Genomic DNA, 16,858 nt, shown 5'->3' on the forward strand with positions numbered 1-16,858 from the left:
ACGTTGGATTAAAGGTGGTCGAGCCCCTGCAGCAAGGCCTTGTGGAACTGCGCCGGTTCTTCCATCTGCGGTGCGTGGCCCAGGCCGGGGAATTCCACCAGGGTGGCGCGGGGGATCAACTTGGCTACCTGTTTGCCCAGCACCGCGTAGTGCCCGATCTTTGCCTTTACCGCCGGCGGCGCGAGGTCTTTGCCGATGGCGGTGGTGTCGCTGGTGCCGATCAGCAACAGCGTGGGCACCTGCAGGTCCTTGAACTCGTAGTACACCGGCTGGGTGAAGATCATGTCGTAAATCAGCGCCGAGTTCCATGCCACCTGGGTGTGGCCGGGGCCTTTGTTCATGCCGGCGAGCATCTGTACCCAGCGCTCATATTCGGGCTTCCAGTGGCCGGCGTAGTAGGTGTCGCGCTCGTAGTTGCGGATGCCGTCGGCGCTCACCTGCAATTCGCGTTCGTACCATTGGTCGACGCTGCGATAAGGCACGCCGAGGGCTTTCCAGTCTTCCAGGCCGATCGGGTTGACCAGCGCCAGTTGCTCGGTTTGCTCTGGGTACAGCAGCGCGTATCGGGTGGCGAGCATGCCGCCGGTGGAGTGGCCGAGCAGGGTGACCTTCTGAATGCCGAGTTTTTCCAGCAGTTGGTGGGTATTGATCGCCAGTTGCTGGAAGCTGTACTGGTAGCTGTCGGGCTTGCTCGAGGTGCAGAAGCCGATCTGGTCGGGTGCGATCACGCGGTAACCGGCGTCGCTCAGCGCCTTGATCGAACCCTCCCATGTGGCGCCGCAGAAGTTCTTGCCGTGCAGCAGCACCACGCTGCGACCGTTGGCGGTGCCGCTGGCCGGGATGTCCATGTAGCCCATGTGCAGGGATTTGCCCTGGGACTGAAAACGGAACTGTTGAACCGGATAAGGGTATTGGAAACCCTGCAGTTCAGGCCCGTAGCTGGGGCCTTCGGTGGCGGCGAATGCGGGCGCTGCGCCGGCGGCGAGCAGGCCGGCAAGGCAAAAGGTGCGCAGTAGAGGCATGACGGGGCTCCGAGTGGGGAGCTCGGATGCTGTTTGCAGGCGATTAAGTGGGGATTAACACCCAGTGCAGGGTCAGCGCGGCCAGCACGCCATAACGCACGCCCTTGGCCAGGGTCACCAGCAGCAAAAAGCGCCACAGCGGTTCGCGCATCACCCCGGCGATCAAGGTCAGCGGGTCGCCGATGATCGGCACCCAACTGAGCAATAACGTCCAATGCCCCCAGCGTTCGTAGTGGCGGCGCGCCTTGTCCAGTTGCCGGGCGTTGACCGGAAACCAGCGGCGCGCCTTGAAGTGCTCGATCGAGCGCCCCAGCAGCCAATTGACCAGCGAGCCGAGCACGTTGCCCAGCGTCGCAATGCCCAGCAGCCACCACAGGCTGTAATGCCCGCTGAGCAGCAGGCCCACCAGCACGGCTTCCGATTGCAAGGGCAGGAGGGTGGCGGCGCCGAATGCTGCAAAAAACAGCCCCAGGTAACCCGTCAGCATCGATCAGTGTGCCGGGTAGTCGGCTACCACCACATCTTTACCGTCGCGGGTCAGGCCGATGACTTGGTAGGCGTCGCCGTGGCCGTCCATTTCCATGCCGGGCGAACCCATGGGCATGCCCGGCGCGGCGATACCGAGCAGATCATCGCGCTTGCGCAGCGCCAACACGTGCTCGGCGGGTACGTGACCTTCGACGAACTTGCCGTCGATCACGGCGGTATGGCACGAGCCCAGGCGCGGCGCGACGCCGAGGCGTTGTTTGACCGCGCTCATATCGGTCTCAACGTGATCATTGACCTTGAAACCGTGGCTTTCCAGATGGCGGATCCATTGTTTGCAGCAGCCGCAGTTGGCGTCGCGGTGTACGTCGATGGGGATCAGCTCGGCCGCCTGGGCCAGGCCGGTGGTCAACAGGGCTGAAAGCAGGGCCAGTCGCAATGGGGTTTTCATGGGGCGTCTCGCAAGTCAGAGAAGGTTGTGGGATGGGCGCTATCATGCCAGTTTACGTCCACCGCCAAACCCCCTTCAGGTGCTGGGTTGACCTGCGTCCTGTGGTTTCAGCGAAACTCGAACCGTTCGCTGTGCAGGTTGGCCGGTGGAATCCGGTGGGCGTTCATCAGCTCGCGAACCTTGACCAGCAAGCCTTTGGGGCCGCAGAAGCTGATATGCACTTTGTCAGGGGCGGTCTCGGCCACGGCTTGGCGCAGGGTGTCGGCCAAGCGTTCGAGGCCGCCGGCATTACTGACGAATTGCGCACCCCGTAAGCGGGCCATGGTCTGCACCTGTTCGGCCGGTGGGAAGGCGCGCGCGGGCGTGAAGCAATAGACCAGCGTGGCTTTGTCGAAGTCTTTGGCGGCAGGGTCTTGCAGCCAGGAAATAAACGGCGAAATGCCCACGCCGGCGCCGATCCAGATTTCCCGTTCGGCCTGCACGGCACGCTTGAAGCGCCCGTAAGGCGCATACAGATCGGCGCGCATGCCGACCTTGGCGCAGTCTGCCAGGGCGTTGGTGTAATCCCCCAACTCTCTGATCATGAACGCAATCTGCCCGTTCTCACGGTTGGCGCTGGCGATCGTGAAGGGGTGCGGCTCGCGCAACCCTTTGACCTGCATGGCCAGGAACGCGAATTGCCCGGCCTTGAAGTCAAACCCGTTGTGAATCGGCGCCAGTGTCAAATGCAACGCACCGTTGGCACGGTTGACGGCCGTCACCCGGTATTCGCCGGCACGCCCAACCCAGGGGTAAAGCACCAGTTTATAGAGGGCTCCGATGACGCCCAGGCTGCAGCACAAGGTTAACCAGACGCCCGATGGCGCGGTCAGAGTGATCGGCGATTTGAAACTCAGCCCGTGCAGGATCACGATCAGGAACAGCGGGCCAGACAACTTGTGCCACCAGCGCCAGACGTTGTAAGGAATGTTGCGGTTCAACGCCAACAGCACGATCAGGCCCAGCGCCACGTAGCTCAGTTGACGGACGAGGCGCGTCCAGTATTTGGGCAGCTCCAGGATGGGCACGCTGTTCCACACATCCAGGTTAGCTTTGAACACAAAGTGATACGTGGCGAACACCAGCGCCCAGATGCCCAACCACTTGTGTGCTTCATAGACGCGATCCAGGCCGCCAAACACGTTCTCCACCACCGACCAGCGACTGGCCAGTACGCAGGACGCCGCCATGTACACCAGCGCGCAAGTGCCGAGCAGCAAACTGAGGGTCGCTGAGGTCAGCCACGTCTTGACCGGTATATCCATGAGTAACGTCAACGTCGTGATCAGGAAGAGGACGACGAGGCAGTGACGGGTTTTCAACGGGTGCTCCTAGGGTTTCTTCGGGGGAGTGAATACTCATCTCACATTTTTAGGTTACCCGGTTACGTGAAGAGCGGCCTTGACGTCGGTCATGCGCAAGGGCTCAGGCCAACACCTGGCCCCCGCGCTGAAGCCGACCGAGGTTTTTCGCTCAGTTCTTGAAGGTCGAGTGTTTACGGCCCTGGTCGCACAGGGCGAACACCACCACCAGCAGTGCCGCGATCGCGAGGATAATCACCACCCCGCCTGTGGCGTGGGTCGGCGACGCGGCCACCAGGGACAAGGCTCCCAGCGGTGCCAGGCCGCCGGCGATAGCGGTGCCGATTTCGCGGCCGGTGCCGAAGCCCGAGGAGCGCGTCTGGGTCGGGAATTGACGGCTTAAGAACGAGCCCTGGGGCGCGAACATCATGGGAGCGAGCAGGCCGGTGCCGACGCCGATGGCAATGTAGATCATCAGGCTGTCGCCAGTGTCGAGCAGGGCCAGGAACGGGTAGGCAAACAACAGCGAGCAGACGCCGCCGAGTACCAGCACTTTTTTGCTGCTCCATTTGTCGCACAGCCAGCCGAAGCACGGCACCGCGACGATGGCGATAAGGCTGGCAATGGTCACCGACAGCGACGTGACGTGTACATCGACGCCTTTGAATTGAGTCAGGTAGGCCAGGGAAAACGTCTTGAAGATATAGCTCAGGGCGTTGTAGCCAATGGCTACGAAGAACACCACCGCCAACCCCTTGAGATCGTTCTTGAACAGCGCTTTGAGCGGCGAAGGCTTGGCGACCTTGGGTGCCTGGCTCAGCTCCTTGAACTCCGGGGTTTCCGGAATGCTGTTGCGCACCCACAGGCCGACGCCCACCAACGCGATACTGCAGATGAACGGGATACGCCAGCCGCCTGCCAGCATGAAGTCGTTGCCATTGATGGTCAGCAGGTACACGGTCAATGACGACAGGAGCAGGCCCAGGTTCAGGCCCAACGCCGGCCAGGCGCCCTGGCTACCGCGCTTGCCTTCCGACGCGTGCTCGTAGGAAGTGACCGCCGCGCCCGACAACTCGGCCCCGGCGCCCAGGCCCTGGATGATCCTGATGAACACCAGGATGATCGGCGCCCAGATGCCGATGGAGGCATAGCTGGGGATCAGGCCGATCAGCGTGGTACACACGCCCATCATGCAGAAGGTCAATACCAGCACCTGTTTGCGGCCGAACTTGTCGCCCAGGTAGCCGAACAGAATGCCGCCGAAGGGGCGGGCAATAAAGCCGATGGCGAAGGTGGAAAAGGCCATGAGCGAGGCGGTTTTCGGGTCGCTGTTGTCGAAGAAGATCTTCGAGAACACGATGGCCGCCATGGTGGCGTACAGGTAAAAGTCGTACCACTCCAGCATCGATCCGAAGATCGTAGCGGCGGCGACTTTGCGCAGGCGTTTTTTGCTTTGTGCCGGCGTTTCCGGGGCAGCGGTATGCGGTGTTGCCGTCATTCTGTACTTCCTTCTGAGTCATTATATTTATTGTCAAAGTGACGCTTGTGGCGATGGCCCGGGAAGGGCCGGGGATGCGGTGTCAGCCGGGTGTGAACATGCGATCGGCGATCATTTCGCCGATGGGAATCGCCGAGGTGGCGGCGGGTGAGGGCGCGTTGCAGACATGGAGCATGCGGGGCGTCTGGGCGAACAGAAAGTCGTGGACCAGGCTGCCGTCGCGCATCACGGCCTGGGCGCGGATGCCTGCTTCGTAGGGCAGCAGATCTTCGCGGTTCAACGACGGGCAGTACTTGCGGCATTGCTCCAGGTAGCCGGACTTGAACAGTGAGTTTTTCATCTCGACGCTGCCCGAACCCAGGTTCTGCCAGAGAGTTTTCCAGAAACCGGGGAAGCTGGCGTACTGCGCCACGTCGCGCCAGTTGATCGAGAACTTGCGGTAGTTCTCCCGGCCCAGGCCCAGCACGGCGTTGGGGCCGACCGTGATGCTGCCGTCGATCATCCGCGTCAGGTGTACGCCGAGGAACGGCAGTTCCGGGTCCGGAATCGGGTAGATCAGGTGGTTGACGAGGTTGTTCTTCGAGGCCGGCAGGCGGAAGTATTCGCCGCGAAAGGGAATGATCTGGTGGTCGATCTTGACCCCGGCCATCGTCGCCAGCCGATCCGACTGCAGGCCGGCGCAGACCACCAGGTGCCTGGCTTGCCAGGCTTCGCCGCGGGTGTTGACGGTGACCTTGTCGGTGTCTTCCGAAATGGCGGTGACGGTGCGTTCCAGGCAGATCTCACCGCCTTGTCGGCGAATCACCTGGGCCATGGTTTCGCAGACTTCGCGGTAATCGACAATGCCGGTCGCATCGAGAAACAAGCCGCCCAGACCGATGATGTTGGGTTCGCGCTGGCGCAGTTGGTCGGCGTCCAGGCGTTCGACCTTCAGCTCATTCAACTGCGAGCGCGCATAAAGTGCCTCCATGCGCTGCATTTCCAGGGGCGTGGAGGCCACCAGCAACTTGCCGCACACCTCGAACTTGATCCCGTGTTCGCGGCAAAACCGTTTGGTGGCCTCGGCGCCGCGTTTACACAGATCGGCCTTGAGGCTGCCGGGGGCGTAGTAGATGCCGGCGTGAATCACCCCGCTGTTATGTCCGGTCTGGTGCTTGGCCAGCGAGGCTTCTTTTTCCAGGATCACCAGTGAGGCGTTGGGCTGGCGTTTGAGCAGCTCCATCGCAGTGGCCAGGCCGACGATGCCACCGCCGATGATGCAGAAGTCGTAAATCATGGTTTGGAGTACCTAAGGGTTGCACATTTCAGTCTGCTTATCAGGTTGTCAGACTAATGTTTTTGTTAAAAAAATGGCGTGCCTGAGGCACGCTGCACAAAGCTTGGATCATTCAATTCGTGGCAGGCAGCTCAAGTTGCAGGCGTTTGGCCGCTGCGCGCAGGTGCGCTTCGGCATTGGCTGCGGCCGCTTGGGCATCCCCGTCGGCGATGGCCTGGTAAAGCGCCTGGTGTTCCTGGGTGGCGTCGGCCGAGCCACTGGCAAAACGCGACGCCGAGTTTTCCCAGGCGGTTTTGCGCGCACTGGCCAACTGGCTGCGCAGAAAGTCGTGGAAGGCGACAAAGTAGTCATTCTTGCTGGCTTCGGCGATGGCGCGATGAAACTCGACATCGGCGAGGGCGGCGGCCTCGAAGTCGGCGCGCTGGTCGTGCATTTCCTGCAGCGCCTTCTGCATGCGCTGCAGGTCGTCGGCATCACGGCGTTGGGCGGCGATCGAGGCGGCCTGGGTTTCGATCCACAGGCGCACTTCGAACATTTGCGCCAGGTCCGGACGACGACCGTTTTTTTCCGGGAAGCGAAACACCGTGCCCGCAGGGGTTTGCGAGATAAATGAGCCCAGGCCACGCTTGGCTGTCAGCACACCATCGGCCTTGAGTTGGGCAATGGCTTCGCGCACCACCGAGCGGCTGACGTTCAGTTGTTCAGCCAGTTGCTGTTCAGTGGGCAAACGCGACTCGGGCGCCAATTGGCCAGAATCGATTTCGGCGCGGATGGCGCTGACAACCCGTACAACGAGTGAGTCAGGGCGCTGGAGCTCAAGCATGGAAAAAACCTTGGTAGTCAGGTTGTCAGACAATAGAGGTTACGCTTTTGCCTTGTCAAGATGTTGCCGGAGATGTTCGCAGGCTGTCCGGTCGTTGGGTCGATAGGCTTGCCGTCGAGACTAAGGCGCATCGCGGCCGTGCGGAAGCTCGACGGTATGTTGGCTTATTCGACGAAGGCGGGGTTTTCCAAGCGTTGCTTGAGCTGGTCCAGCGCAACCGTGGACAGCTCCACCATGCGCTCGTGCAAGCCGGCCAGTTGCAGTTCGGTTTCGTAGGTCAACACGCGCTTGAACAGCGTGCCGTCACGGCAGGCGTGCAGGCTGTAGTGAATCGAGCCGTCGACGGCCAGGGAGGTGAATACCGCCTTGAATTCTTCCGGCGGCCGGGCGATCTGCACGCGGTAACTCATCGGCACCCGCACGCCCAGCAGGTCGATCACCTCGGTAAAGCGCGTGCCGGCGGAGAGTGAACCGGTGGTGCCGGTGTCGGCACTGAGGGAGGTCGGGTGCCATTCGTGCCAGCGATCGGGCTGGGTTACATAGTTGTAGACAGCCTCGATAGGCGCTTGGATAAAGCGTTCCTGACTGATCCGCTCCAGGCGGACCGACTGCTCGACAGCGCGCATGGAACACCTCCTGTGTGGTGAAACTCTGCACCCGGAGCTGTCAGGATAGACCTACTCCCATGCATTGCACGGGAGTGTCTCATAAATTTATCACTGCACCTTGAAGCGGCTCATCAGCGCGATCACCCAGGCATTGGCGTTGAGCAGGCTTTGCGTATTGGTTTCAGTGGCATGGCCGCTTTGCACCCGCTCTTCGACCATATGTCGGATATGGACCATGCTGCGGTTGATCCACTCGGTCACAGCGCTTTGCTGCTCGGCAGCCGTGGCGTTCTGGGTGCTGAGGTTGTTGATATGGCTGACCGGCTGGCGTGTGAAGGGTGTACTAGAGACCGTCCCCCTGAGCACTGAGATCAAATCGGTAACTTTTCCTAAGCGGTTTACCCATTTCTTCGAGCAGACCGTTCTCAGTGAAGGGTTTTGGATTAATGGTGCTTGGTGGCGTGGCGGGGTCGTTATCGAGGTCAAAAGGTTCTGCATCGCTGGGCAGGCCAACGACTTGGTGTTCTAAATGCGGGACGACGTCCGTTCTGCCTGATTCCCGACGTTGGGTACTCTCACCCGCCAGGAACGTGCCGGTGGCGCCATTGTAGGCATGCCCAATCTCGTGAAAGAGGCCGGTTACGGGAAACCCTGTAAAGGTACCGTCAGCTCGCTCCCGGGTAGACTGGGGGTCATAAAAAATGTGGGCACTATTGGCGCCCAAACCGGCCACACCATTTTGGATGATTCCCTGCTCCGATGGGGTGAGAGCTTCGTATGCCTCAGGTGTCAGCTCGTCCTGATCAGTTCTCCAGAAAACGTATGACGTGTTGCCCGAGTCACCTCGTTCGATGGTGACTTTGCCGCCGTTCAGCACGGCGAGTTCATCCATTTTGGCAAGGGTCTGTTGGCCTAGCGGCGAACTGCGCAGGAATTCGAGGTCGTCGGTTACCCGTTGTTTGAACTCCAGGTGCCCGTCTTTCACGATGAACGCCTGCTCGCCGGCGTTGCTGGGTTTGACCTCGGTGAAAGCCGAGCCTTGGGTACGGTCGAAATGATCACTGGCGTTGGCGTAGATACGGTCCTTGCGCTGATTATTCAAAATGGTGTCGTGGCCTTTCCCTGTATAGAAGGTGGTACGGTCGCGCCCTATAAGAAGGTCATCGTCATTGCCGCCATGTGAAACCGTATGCCCGCTGCCTGAGACGAGTACATCTTCGTTGTCGCCACCGTCCAGATAACTCTGCTTGGTGGCGGGACCGTCGCCGGCAATGAGCAGGTCCATGCCCTTATTGCCATACATCACGGCATGGCCGCTTCCCCCAAGGATGGTGTCGTCGCCGTCATTGCCCTCGGCATAGCCGAGACCACTGCCCAGTTGCAGGAAGTCCTTGCCGTTCCCGCCATAGAGTCTGCTCCGGCCGCCGCCTGCCCGGATGTAGTCGTTGCCATCGCCCCCTTCAACGTCAACACGAAGCTTGACGTCATCGTCGATTATTACCGTGTCATCGCCCCCTTGGGTCTCGATCCAGAGGTGCTGCTCCGGGCCCTGTTTTTCTTTGATGTCGAAAAAATAGGGCTTGTCGTTGATCAGGATTTGCAGCTTGTCGCCGGGCCAACTGCGTACATGGATACGGTCCGAATGGTTACCGCTTTCCACAAAAAGCCAACTGCTCTTAATCTCCGGCTTTTCGGGGTCCGATGTATCCCAGTCAATGAGTCGACTGATTGTCACGTCGCCGTCAGTGTGCAGCGGGTGTTTTCTGAGGTTGCTGCCGTCTGGCGTCAGATCGGATGGGGGATCGTAAGGCGAGGGTTTATCGCGAGGGGCAGGTTGTGGCGTGTGGGTATGAGTGGCTGCGAAATAAACGAGAGGAAATAGCATCGGCGGGGCCTTCACATTCAATGAGGTGAGCATCTGATTGCGCATCAGGGCTGCCCATTCCGTGGTGGGTTGGCTGAAAGTGTTCCGCAGGATGGCGAGAAGCTTGGTGCAAAATGTTTCGTGCCGGCGGTGATCGGCGGGCCAAACGCGCCCTTTGAAGGCAGGTGGATAAGCGACGGCTTGAGCGGTCTCGCTCTGCGCAGGGAGAGCGAGACGCACGTGTGATCAGCGGTGGTAGTAACCCGGGCCGCCACCGTAGTAACGGTGGTCATGCCAGCCACCACCGTGTGGGAAAATGATGCAGCCGCTCATGCTCAGGATGATCAACAAGGGAATCAGCAGTGTGATTCGACGGAACATTTCAAAATCCTCTAGGGTACTCATAGATTGAATCAGGCGACGGACAAGCCAAAGTTTTTCATCGCCTGTAACATGAGACCCTGCCGACCCGATTCCATCCCCGCCAGCGGGTATGTATTTGGCATGTTCGGCGATACAAAGTGGATACATTCTCAAGGTTCAGGAACCCGTCATGACGCAAAAGCAACGTTTGAAATACTCGATTCTGATCTCCCTGGTCGTACTGGGGACGATGTTTGGCCTGTCCTACTTGCAGAACACCGGGGTTATCAGCGAAAAAACGTTCCAGTACATCGCCATTGCGGTGGCGGTCACCGTGGTCGTGATCAACGGTGTGATGCGGCGCAAGGTCAAGCCCAACTTCTGATTCAACTGCGTGGGTCAGGCGCGGCCTTCGAGTACTTTGGCAGCCTCTTCATGGAGGCTGTAGCTTTTGTCGGCATTGAGGGTGATCACGCCCTCGCTGCACAGGCGCTTGAGTACCTCGCGCACGCTGAGAAATGACAACGGGATGCCCAGCTCCAGCAAATGGCTGTGTACCCCGCGTACCCCAAGGGTGCGCTGGTTGTCGGCGGCGGTGAGGAGGGCGTCGATGACCTTCAGCCGGATCAGGCTGGTGCGCAAACCAAAACACTTGAGCAAATGGCGGATGCGCTGATTGCCGTGCTGTTCAGGTGCGCTGCCGAACGCTTGGGCGCCTCTGCCATGAGCGGCCTCGGCGGTCGGTGAATGTCCGTCCGTGGGCAGTTGCGAGTTGTACATGCAAAAACTCCTTATCAGAGCCTGATCAGGAAAATGATGGCGCTGTTACCTAATAAGACGAACGAGCGATGCAAATCATGAAGTGCCGGATGTAGAAAATTTGTCGGTATCCGCTTTGTGACATTGCAATCGCTCTGGATAGACGTCTTCTGGCTGCTGTTCCCGTCACACCGGCCACACTTCGCCGGCGAAAATCTGCAGGTCGCCGGTCAAGTCATCCGCAGGGGTGAGGGTGCCCGAGGGGCCGGGGCGTGGGTCTGCCGAGCGAACGCCGTAGTTAACGCGTCCGGCTCTTCCATATACGGCGATGCCGGTGGCGCCGGTCAATTCGGAGAGGCCCAGAACATTCTGGGTGGTATTGAGATGATGGCGCCCTACCAGGGCAACCCACTTGTCCTCGCCTGCGTGTTGCTCGATGGTGCGGGTGGCGTAGTAGTTGAACTCTTCGAGTCGTCGTTTGGCCTGCGCAGGTGTCTTGATGGGGCCGCCGAACAGGTGGCGTTCGTCGTTGTGCCGCGTCAGGTAAAAATGGTCAAGCGGTACGATTTCGATCCCGTTGTCTTCGAATTTCTTCAACAGTTCGCCCAGGGTCGGGCGTTGGTTGGGAGGGCGGTATATGAGCCCGATCCGGCCCATGCCATCGTCTTTCCAGCGCATGATTTTGTCGTACACCAGGCCTTCGACGAATAGCTTTTTTACCTTGTTCTGAACAAACACATCGACGTTGTCATACAAAGTCCGGAAAGCCGCCAAGCTGCTGTGGGATTCGCCGAATACCAGGCCAGGCGCCGTGCGAAAAGCATCGGCAATCACATCGCTCGTTTTCTTTGGTGCGGGAATGTTTGGAAACTCGGGGCGGGGGGGCAGCCCGTTTGCGGCCATGTGCGTATAAAAATCGCGCATTTCCTGGGCGAATTTCTCATGGGTTGCCTGCTTTCTGCTGGGGGTGAAATGGCCCTCGATGGGGCGGCCACGAATGCTGCTCACGTACTCGGCGTCGGGCAAATGGTCGATTTTACGCACCGGCTCGACTGGCAGCCCAGCCGGCGGTTGACTGAGTGGCGGACGTGACGGTCGGCTCAGCGGGTTGAAGCGATGATCGCGAGCCGATCGCCCCGGGTGTTGGGCAGTGGGTGAGGGCGGCATCAGCGTATGGGTAGGGGTGAATGCGTCGAGTGCGGGCCCATAAGGCCGCATGGCGTCTGAATCGAAGGCATACCATTTACCGTGTTGGCGTATGGCCGAGCCTTCCACTTGCTGCGTACCCACCTGTAAAACGCCTGTTGCGGCGGCCTCGTAACGTTGGCTGGCGATGACCAGCGACTGGCCGTTGGCCGTGCCGCGCAGCTTGCGGATGCCTTGCGCGCTGGCGCTGATGCCATCCGTGACAAGTCTGCCTGCACCCACCGCCAGGTCAACGCTGCCACTCAACGGATTGAAGGCGTTGAGTGCGGTGACCCCGAGGATTTTGCCGCCGCGCGCCAAGGCACCCAGGGTTGAACCCGCGTTTGTCACTGCCTTGCCGAGCTTTGCGGTAGCGCCCAACCCGGCCGTCACAAAGCCAAATATATCCAGCGCCAGGTCAATCGCGCCGTCCTTGTAGTGACCGTTGCGCAAGTGGGTGATGGCCGAGCGGAGGGGGATCAGGTTCAATAATGCGTCCGTTGTTGAACTGACCCATTCGCGTCGCGCCTCGTCCGGGGTTTCGCCTGCGGCGTATCGCTTGACGGCAGGGTCATCAAACCCCAACGCCTTGATCAGTGCGTCGGCGATGTAGTGGGTTCGCGGACTTTGGAACGTGTTGAAGGTGGGGTATTGCGGTTCCTTTTCTTCGGCGTCGTAGTTGTGGGTTGAGCGATTGGGATGAAACGCTTCGATTTTGTTGACTTCGTCCGACACGTATTGGTGGGGCCGGCTGATCCTGCCCTGGTCAACCTTGGAGATGATGCCGGTTGTGGTATCGAATTCGTATGTCTGATGGCTGTTTTGATATTCGCTGTGTACGAGAATCTTTGGGCTGGTGTGGAAGAGCTTGTCTTGGGCGAAAGGAATCAAGCTGGTGCGGTAGTCGTTTTCCTTGAAAAAACTGATTTTTCCATAATTGAGGCGTGTGCGATCGGCCAACGGCAGGCGGTCAATGGCACTGACGAGTGAGTATTTTTTTACCTGTTTGATAGTGTCCAGCGCGTTGGTAAATGCCGTGTCGAACGCCTGCGGGATATTGAAAGACGGGCTTCGGGTGAACTGCGCAAACGCCTCAAGATCGATGTCGGCGCGCGCGCCTCTGACCAGCCAGCTCTGCGCGTCGATTTCCAGCCCCTGCTGAGTGATGTCGAGCATCGAATAGGCTTGGCTGAAGCGCGGGGCCTTGGGGTCGTTGGATTTATAGTTGATGTGCAACACGCGATCCTCAAAGTCATCGCGTTCGCCGAAGGTGGCTTTCAGCAGATCCAGCGCCATCTGTTTGCGGCTGGGCAGTGTCGCGCCGACTTCTTTGGACGCGGCGCTCAATTCGCTGTGTTGGGTATTGAAGGCTTCGCGGGTGTACTCGATTTCTGCGTTGTTGTACGCCGCATCGTCTTTGGCGTAGAGAAAACCGTTCACCACGCCCCAATCGATCAAGGCGGCCTTCTGCGCCGCTTCACCCGCCGGTGCTATTGAGTCGGCATGGCGCATGACTTCGGCAAAATCCATGTGCATTGCCTTGCCGGGTGCCTGGGCTTCAATCGCAGCCACGGCGATGCACAAGTTGGCCCATGCCTGGCTGCCGTACACCACCGTGGCGGGAATATCCTTGACCAGATATTGCGGCGCCACCCGTGCCAGCAGCAACCTGGCGCCGAGATCCGCGCTAGCGAGAGAAGTCTTGCCGCTGTCGCTCAGGTGTTTGGCCAGTGCGCTGATCACACTGGCTGGCGACATGCCCCAGTGGCTCTCGGCAGCGAGGTTGAAGCCTGCGACGGTATTTCTGCCAGGCCGTTCGATGGATTCGGGGTCCAGCCCCAAATGGATCGCGCTCAGTACATAGTCGTTTGCGCTGGTATCGGTCGCGATGCCGCCGACCTTGGCCTGTATCGCCTGGCCCAGCTCCTGCGCCTTGGGGGTATCGAGGAGTTTCTCCAGTGCCTTGGCCGGGTCCTGTAGCTCGGTACCGGATAGCGGATTACCTTCCAGCAGATACCCCAATGCTCCGCGCCGAGCGTCGAAAAGGGGCAGGCCCGGCAGTTTCTCGGTGTTGTCGGCAACGACGTCGCGCACCACGCGCTGGTGTTCCACGCTCAGCGGCAATGCCCAACTGAGCCCGCCGCCCAAGTTGCCCAATGGGTGCGACAACGAATGATTGATCAGTGCGTCGGCCATGTCGAAAAGGTCTTCACGCGTGGCCGGAATGTACGTGCCGTGGTGTGTGATGAAACGCTCAAGGCTGATTTTCTGCGGCGATTGATGCTGAAGCGCCGAGTCTGGATCGACGTCCATCAGGGTTTCTTGCAGTGCGCGCAGCACTGCTTCGGCGCTGGCTTGCGGTGCCAGTGACTGGGCGGCCTGCTTGAGTTGGCGGGCGAGTGTTTGCAGATTGCGCTTGTGTGCCAATGCGGTTTTGAGGGCCTGGCGGTTGTCATTGCTGTCGACTTCTTGCTCTGTAGGCGGGTCTGCGACCGGAGCCATGTCGTCGGTCGCTAAAGCCGTGGGCAACAGCGGGTAAACAGGTTGCTGGGACGAGCCGGAGGTTAGGGTGACGGATGTCATGCTGAGTACCTTCTTTCACACGGTGAGGCAGTCCTTGCCGACGAACGCCTTTGTATGAAGGCGCTCGTTTGGGTGTTGAAAGCAGGTGCTTGTGTTCCGCTTGCGGGCGGTGCGGGTTGTCAGTATGTGTAACGGAGGCCATCGGCACTTGGACTGGCCACCCTCGTAGCGCAGAAAATGACGCGGCCGCATTCGTACCTAAATTATTCGCGGGCTGTTGCGTTCTTACGTTGGGGTGATTGCCCTGTGAGGCGGTTTAATCTGACGGTGGGGTCTGCGTGATTATTTGTAACGGGTTGTCCCGGGTGTGTGTGACGGCGCTGTTGCTGGGCGTGAGCCTGGCCGCATCCGCGCGCGAGGCGGTGGTGCAGGCGGCGGCGGACATCCGACGCACCAGTTTCGGTGTGCCCCATATCCGCGCCAGTGATGAGCGCGCCCTGGGCTTCGGCATCGGTTACGCCTATGCCCAGGACAATCTGTGCCTGCTGGCCAACGAGGTGGTCACGGTGAGCGGAGAGCGCGCCAGGTTCTTTGGCCCTGAACAATCGACCCTGGAGGAGCGCAACAACGTTACCAGCGATGTGTTCTTTGCCTGGCTGAATACGCCAGAGGCGGTGGCCAGGTTCTGGGCGGCGCAGAGCCCACCGATCCAGCAGCGTATCGAAGGGTACGTCGCCGGTTACAACCGTTATCTGACAGAGCAGGGCGCTCCGGCCCAGTGCCAGGCGGCGTGGGTGCGGCCAATCACGCCGCAGGATGTGATCAAACTGACGCGCAGGCTGCTGGTGGAAGGCGGCGTCGGCCAATTCGCCGAAGCCCTTGTCGGCGCGACGCCGCCCAACACCACCGCCCATCGACTGGGCGACGCCAAGGCCTTTGAACTGGCGGCTGCGCATCAACAGCGTTTCACTCTGGACCGAGGCAGCAACGCCGTCGCCGTGGGCCGTGACCGCTCATTCAACGGGCGTGGCATGCTGCTGGCCAATCCGCATTTCCCCTGGATCGGCGGCATGCGCTTTTATGAGATGCACCTGACCATCCCTGGCCAGCTGGATGTGATGGGCGCTGCACTGCCGGGCTTGCCGCTGGTGAATATCGGCTTTAACCAGCATGTGGCCTGGACCCATACCGTCGACACGTCCAAGCATTTCACCGTGTATCGCCTGACCCTCGATCCCAAGGATGCCACGCGCTACCTGCTGGACGGTAAATCCATCCCGCTGGATAAAACCACGCTGACGGTGCAGGTCAAACAAGCCGATGGCAGCCTCAAAGAGCAGGCGCATACCGTCTACCGTTCGCAATTCGGCCCGGTGGTGCAATGGCCTGGCAAGCTTGATTGGGACAACCGTTACGCCTTCAGCCTGCGCGATGCCAACCTGGGCAACGACCGTGTGCTGCAACAGTGGTACGCGATGAATCGCGCCGGCAGCGTCAAGGAGCTGCAAGCCGCGGTACACACCCTGCAAGGCATCCCGTGGGTCAATACCCTGGCTGCGGATGACCAGGGGCAGAGCCTGTTCATGAACCTGTCGGTGGTGCCCAACGTCAACGCGGCCAAACTCGCGCAATGCAGTGACCCACGGGCCGGCCTGCAATTGATCGTGCTCGACGGTGCCCGCAGCGCCTGCGCCTGGGACGTCGACCCGCGCGCTGCCCAAGCCGGGATCTTCGCGGCCGACCAGTTGCCGCAACTGGAACGTACCGACTACGTGCAGCATTCCAACGATTCGGCCTGGATGGTCAACCCCAAGGCGCCCCTCACCGGTTTTTCCCCGGTGATCAGCCAGGACAACACTGGCCTCGGCCCCCGCGCGCGTTTCGCCGTGCAACGCCTGCAGTCGCTGGACAACCGGCCGATCAGCGTTGCCGACCTGCAAAACATGGTGATGGACAACCAGGTCTACCTCGCCAGCCAGGTGATGCCCGATTTGCTCGAATTCTGCGCCAAGCACCTCGGCGCCGACACCGCCACGCTGCAACCGCTGTGCGCCAGCCTGCAAACCTGGGACCAGCGCGCCAACCTCGACAGCGGCCTGGGCCTGGTGCATTTCATCAACCTGATGCAACACCTGCAGCACAGCCCTGACGCCTGGCGTGTCGCCTTCGACCCGGCCCAACCCCTCACCACCCCACGTGGCCTGGCCATCGAGCGAGCGCCCGTCGCCAAGGCCCTGCGCGAAGCCATGCTGGCCTCGACCGTCGAGGCCGGCCAACTCGGGCTCACCGCCAACAGCCGCTGGGGCGACCTACAAGTCTCCGGCCAGACCCCGATCCACGGCGGCCCGCAACAGCTTGGCATCTACAACGCCATGCAAACCGTGCCCCGCGCCGATGGCAAACGCGAAGTGGTCAGCGGCAGCAGCTACCTGCAAATCGTCACCTTCGACGCCAACGGCCCCCGCGCCCAAGGCTTACTGACATTCTCCCTGTCCAGCAACCCTGCATCGAAATACGCAAAGGACCAGACACACGCATTCTCCGAAAAAAACCTCCGGCCGCTGCCCTTCAGCGAAGCGCAGATCAAGGCCGATCCGCAGTACCAATCGCAGGTCATCAAAGAGTAGGGCGCGCACGCAACCCCTTGATGGCAGGGCAGA

General features: G+C 60.4%; 14 protein-coding genes and 1 pseudogene. 2 read left to right on the forward strand and 13 right to left on the reverse strand.

What is annotated here, in order from left to right; genetic code table 11:
• Window positions 1-8 precede the first annotated feature (8 nt).
• The 11 genes and pseudogenes from AC07W0_RS03675 to AC07W0_RS03725 form a co-directional block, all read right to left on the reverse strand.
• A complete protein-coding gene (locus AC07W0_RS03675; RefSeq protein ID WP_017846390.1) occupies window positions 9-1,022 on the reverse strand; it encodes an alpha/beta fold hydrolase in 1,014 nt (337 codons plus the stop codon).
• Between the two features lie 43 nt (window positions 1,023-1,065).
• Window positions 1,066-1,509 carry a YqaA family protein gene (locus tag AC07W0_RS03680; protein WP_017846389.1) on the reverse strand — a complete coding sequence of 148 codons (444 nt, stop codon included), beginning with the start codon at window positions 1,507-1,509 and terminating at the stop codon, window positions 1,066-1,068.
• A 3-nt stretch (window positions 1,510-1,512) separates the two neighbouring features.
• Complete coding sequence (locus AC07W0_RS03685; protein ID WP_017846388.1) at window positions 1,513-1,959, reverse strand: DUF411 domain-containing protein; 447 nt, start codon at window positions 1,957-1,959, stop codon at window positions 1,513-1,515.
• A 107-nt stretch (window positions 1,960-2,066) separates the two neighbouring features.
• On the reverse strand, window positions 2,067-3,320 hold the full coding sequence (locus tag AC07W0_RS03690) for a ferredoxin reductase family protein (protein WP_102617037.1): 1,254 nt from the start codon (window positions 3,318-3,320) through the stop codon (window positions 2,067-2,069).
• A 151-nt stretch (window positions 3,321-3,471) separates the two neighbouring features.
• A complete protein-coding gene (locus tag AC07W0_RS03695; RefSeq protein WP_046383588.1) occupies window positions 3,472-4,797 on the reverse strand; it encodes an MFS transporter in 1,326 nt (441 codons plus the stop codon).
• 82 nt (window positions 4,798-4,879) lie between these two features.
• On the reverse strand, window positions 4,880-6,073 hold the full coding sequence (gene lhgO, locus AC07W0_RS03700) for an L-2-hydroxyglutarate oxidase (RefSeq protein WP_017846385.1): 1,194 nt from the start codon (window positions 6,071-6,073) through the stop codon (window positions 4,880-4,882).
• A 112-nt stretch (window positions 6,074-6,185) separates the two neighbouring features.
• Entirely contained in the window at window positions 6,186-6,896 is a 711-nt protein-coding gene (locus AC07W0_RS03705) for a FadR/GntR family transcriptional regulator (protein ID WP_017846384.1), read from the reverse strand.
• A 164-nt stretch (window positions 6,897-7,060) separates the two neighbouring features.
• Window positions 7,061-7,522, reverse strand: a complete 462-nt coding sequence (locus AC07W0_RS03710; RefSeq protein WP_017846383.1) for an SRPBCC family protein — start codon at window positions 7,520-7,522, stop codon at window positions 7,061-7,063.
• A gap of 90 nt (window positions 7,523-7,612) precedes the next feature.
• Window positions 7,613-7,825 (reverse strand): annotated as a pseudogene (locus tag AC07W0_RS03715) (methyl-accepting chemotaxis protein); the annotation flags it as partial.
• A gap of 22 nt (window positions 7,826-7,847) precedes the next feature.
• The gene (locus AC07W0_RS03720) at window positions 7,848-9,608 is read right to left on the reverse strand and encodes a M91 family zinc metallopeptidase (protein ID WP_256580710.1); all 1,761 of its coding nucleotides are present in this window, start codon (window positions 9,606-9,608) and stop codon (window positions 7,848-7,850) included.
• A 6-nt stretch (window positions 9,609-9,614) separates the two neighbouring features.
• The gene (locus tag AC07W0_RS03725) at window positions 9,615-9,749 is read right to left on the reverse strand and encodes a hypothetical protein (RefSeq protein WP_017846380.1); all 135 of its coding nucleotides are present in this window, start codon (window positions 9,747-9,749) and stop codon (window positions 9,615-9,617) included.
• Between the two features lie 172 nt (window positions 9,750-9,921).
• Here AC07W0_RS03725 and AC07W0_RS03730 point away from each other — a divergent pair, with 172 nt between their 5' ends.
• On the forward strand, window positions 9,922-10,116 hold the full coding sequence (locus tag AC07W0_RS03730) for a hypothetical protein (RefSeq protein ID WP_017846379.1): 195 nt from the start codon (window positions 9,922-9,924) through the stop codon (window positions 10,114-10,116).
• Window positions 10,117-10,130: 14 nt separating this feature from the next.
• Here AC07W0_RS03730 and AC07W0_RS03735 read toward each other — a convergent pair whose 3' ends face one another.
• The gene (locus tag AC07W0_RS03735) at window positions 10,131-10,511 is read right to left on the reverse strand and encodes a hypothetical protein (RefSeq protein ID WP_017846378.1); all 381 of its coding nucleotides are present in this window, start codon (window positions 10,509-10,511) and stop codon (window positions 10,131-10,133) included.
• Window positions 10,512-10,676: 165 nt separating this feature from the next.
• The gene (locus tag AC07W0_RS03740) at window positions 10,677-14,015 is read right to left on the reverse strand and encodes a membrane-targeted effector domain-containing toxin (protein ID WP_146013158.1); all 3,339 of its coding nucleotides are present in this window, start codon (window positions 14,013-14,015) and stop codon (window positions 10,677-10,679) included.
• A gap of 521 nt (window positions 14,016-14,536) precedes the next feature.
• Between AC07W0_RS03740 and pvdQ the strand changes: the two genes are divergently transcribed.
• The gene (gene pvdQ, locus AC07W0_RS03745) at window positions 14,537-16,825 is read left to right on the forward strand and encodes a bifunctional acylase PvdQ (protein ID WP_102617040.1); all 2,289 of its coding nucleotides are present in this window, start codon (window positions 14,537-14,539) and stop codon (window positions 16,823-16,825) included.
• Window positions 16,826-16,858: the final 33 nt, after the last annotated feature.

This window comes from Pseudomonas sp. GW704-F2 (assembly GCF_059423025.1).

What these genes read in the sequence shown, in the direction of transcription:
- AC07W0_RS03735 (WP_017846378.1), bottom strand. Translation starts at nt 10,511, where the DNA reads ATGTACAACTCGCAACTGCCCACGGACGGACATTCACCGACCGCCGAG.
- AC07W0_RS03705 (WP_017846384.1), bottom strand. Translation starts at nt 6,896, where the DNA reads ATGCTTGAGCTCCAGCGCCCTGACTCACTCGTTGTACGGGTTGTCAGC.
- AC07W0_RS03695 (WP_046383588.1), bottom strand. Translation starts at nt 4,797, where the DNA reads ATGACGGCAACACCGCATACCGCTGCCCCGGAAACGCCGGCACAAAGC.
- AC07W0_RS03710 (WP_017846383.1), bottom strand. Translation starts at nt 7,522, where the DNA reads ATGCGCGCTGTCGAGCAGTCGGTCCGCCTGGAGCGGATCAGTCAGGAA.
- AC07W0_RS03675 (WP_017846390.1), bottom strand. Translation starts at nt 1,022, where the DNA reads ATGCCTCTACTGCGCACCTTTTGCCTTGCCGGCCTGCTCGCCGCCGGC.
- lhgO (WP_017846385.1), bottom strand. Translation starts at nt 6,073, where the DNA reads ATGATTTACGACTTCTGCATCATCGGCGGTGGCATCGTCGGCCTGGCC.
- AC07W0_RS03680 (WP_017846389.1), bottom strand. Translation starts at nt 1,509, where the DNA reads ATGCTGACGGGTTACCTGGGGCTGTTTTTTGCAGCATTCGGCGCCGCC.
- AC07W0_RS03730 (WP_017846379.1), top strand. Translation starts at nt 9,922, where the DNA reads ATGACGCAAAAGCAACGTTTGAAATACTCGATTCTGATCTCCCTGGTC.
- AC07W0_RS03725 (WP_017846380.1), bottom strand. Translation starts at nt 9,749, where the DNA reads ATGTTCCGTCGAATCACACTGCTGATTCCCTTGTTGATCATCCTGAGC.
- AC07W0_RS03685 (WP_017846388.1), bottom strand. Translation starts at nt 1,959, where the DNA reads ATGAAAACCCCATTGCGACTGGCCCTGCTTTCAGCCCTGTTGACCACC.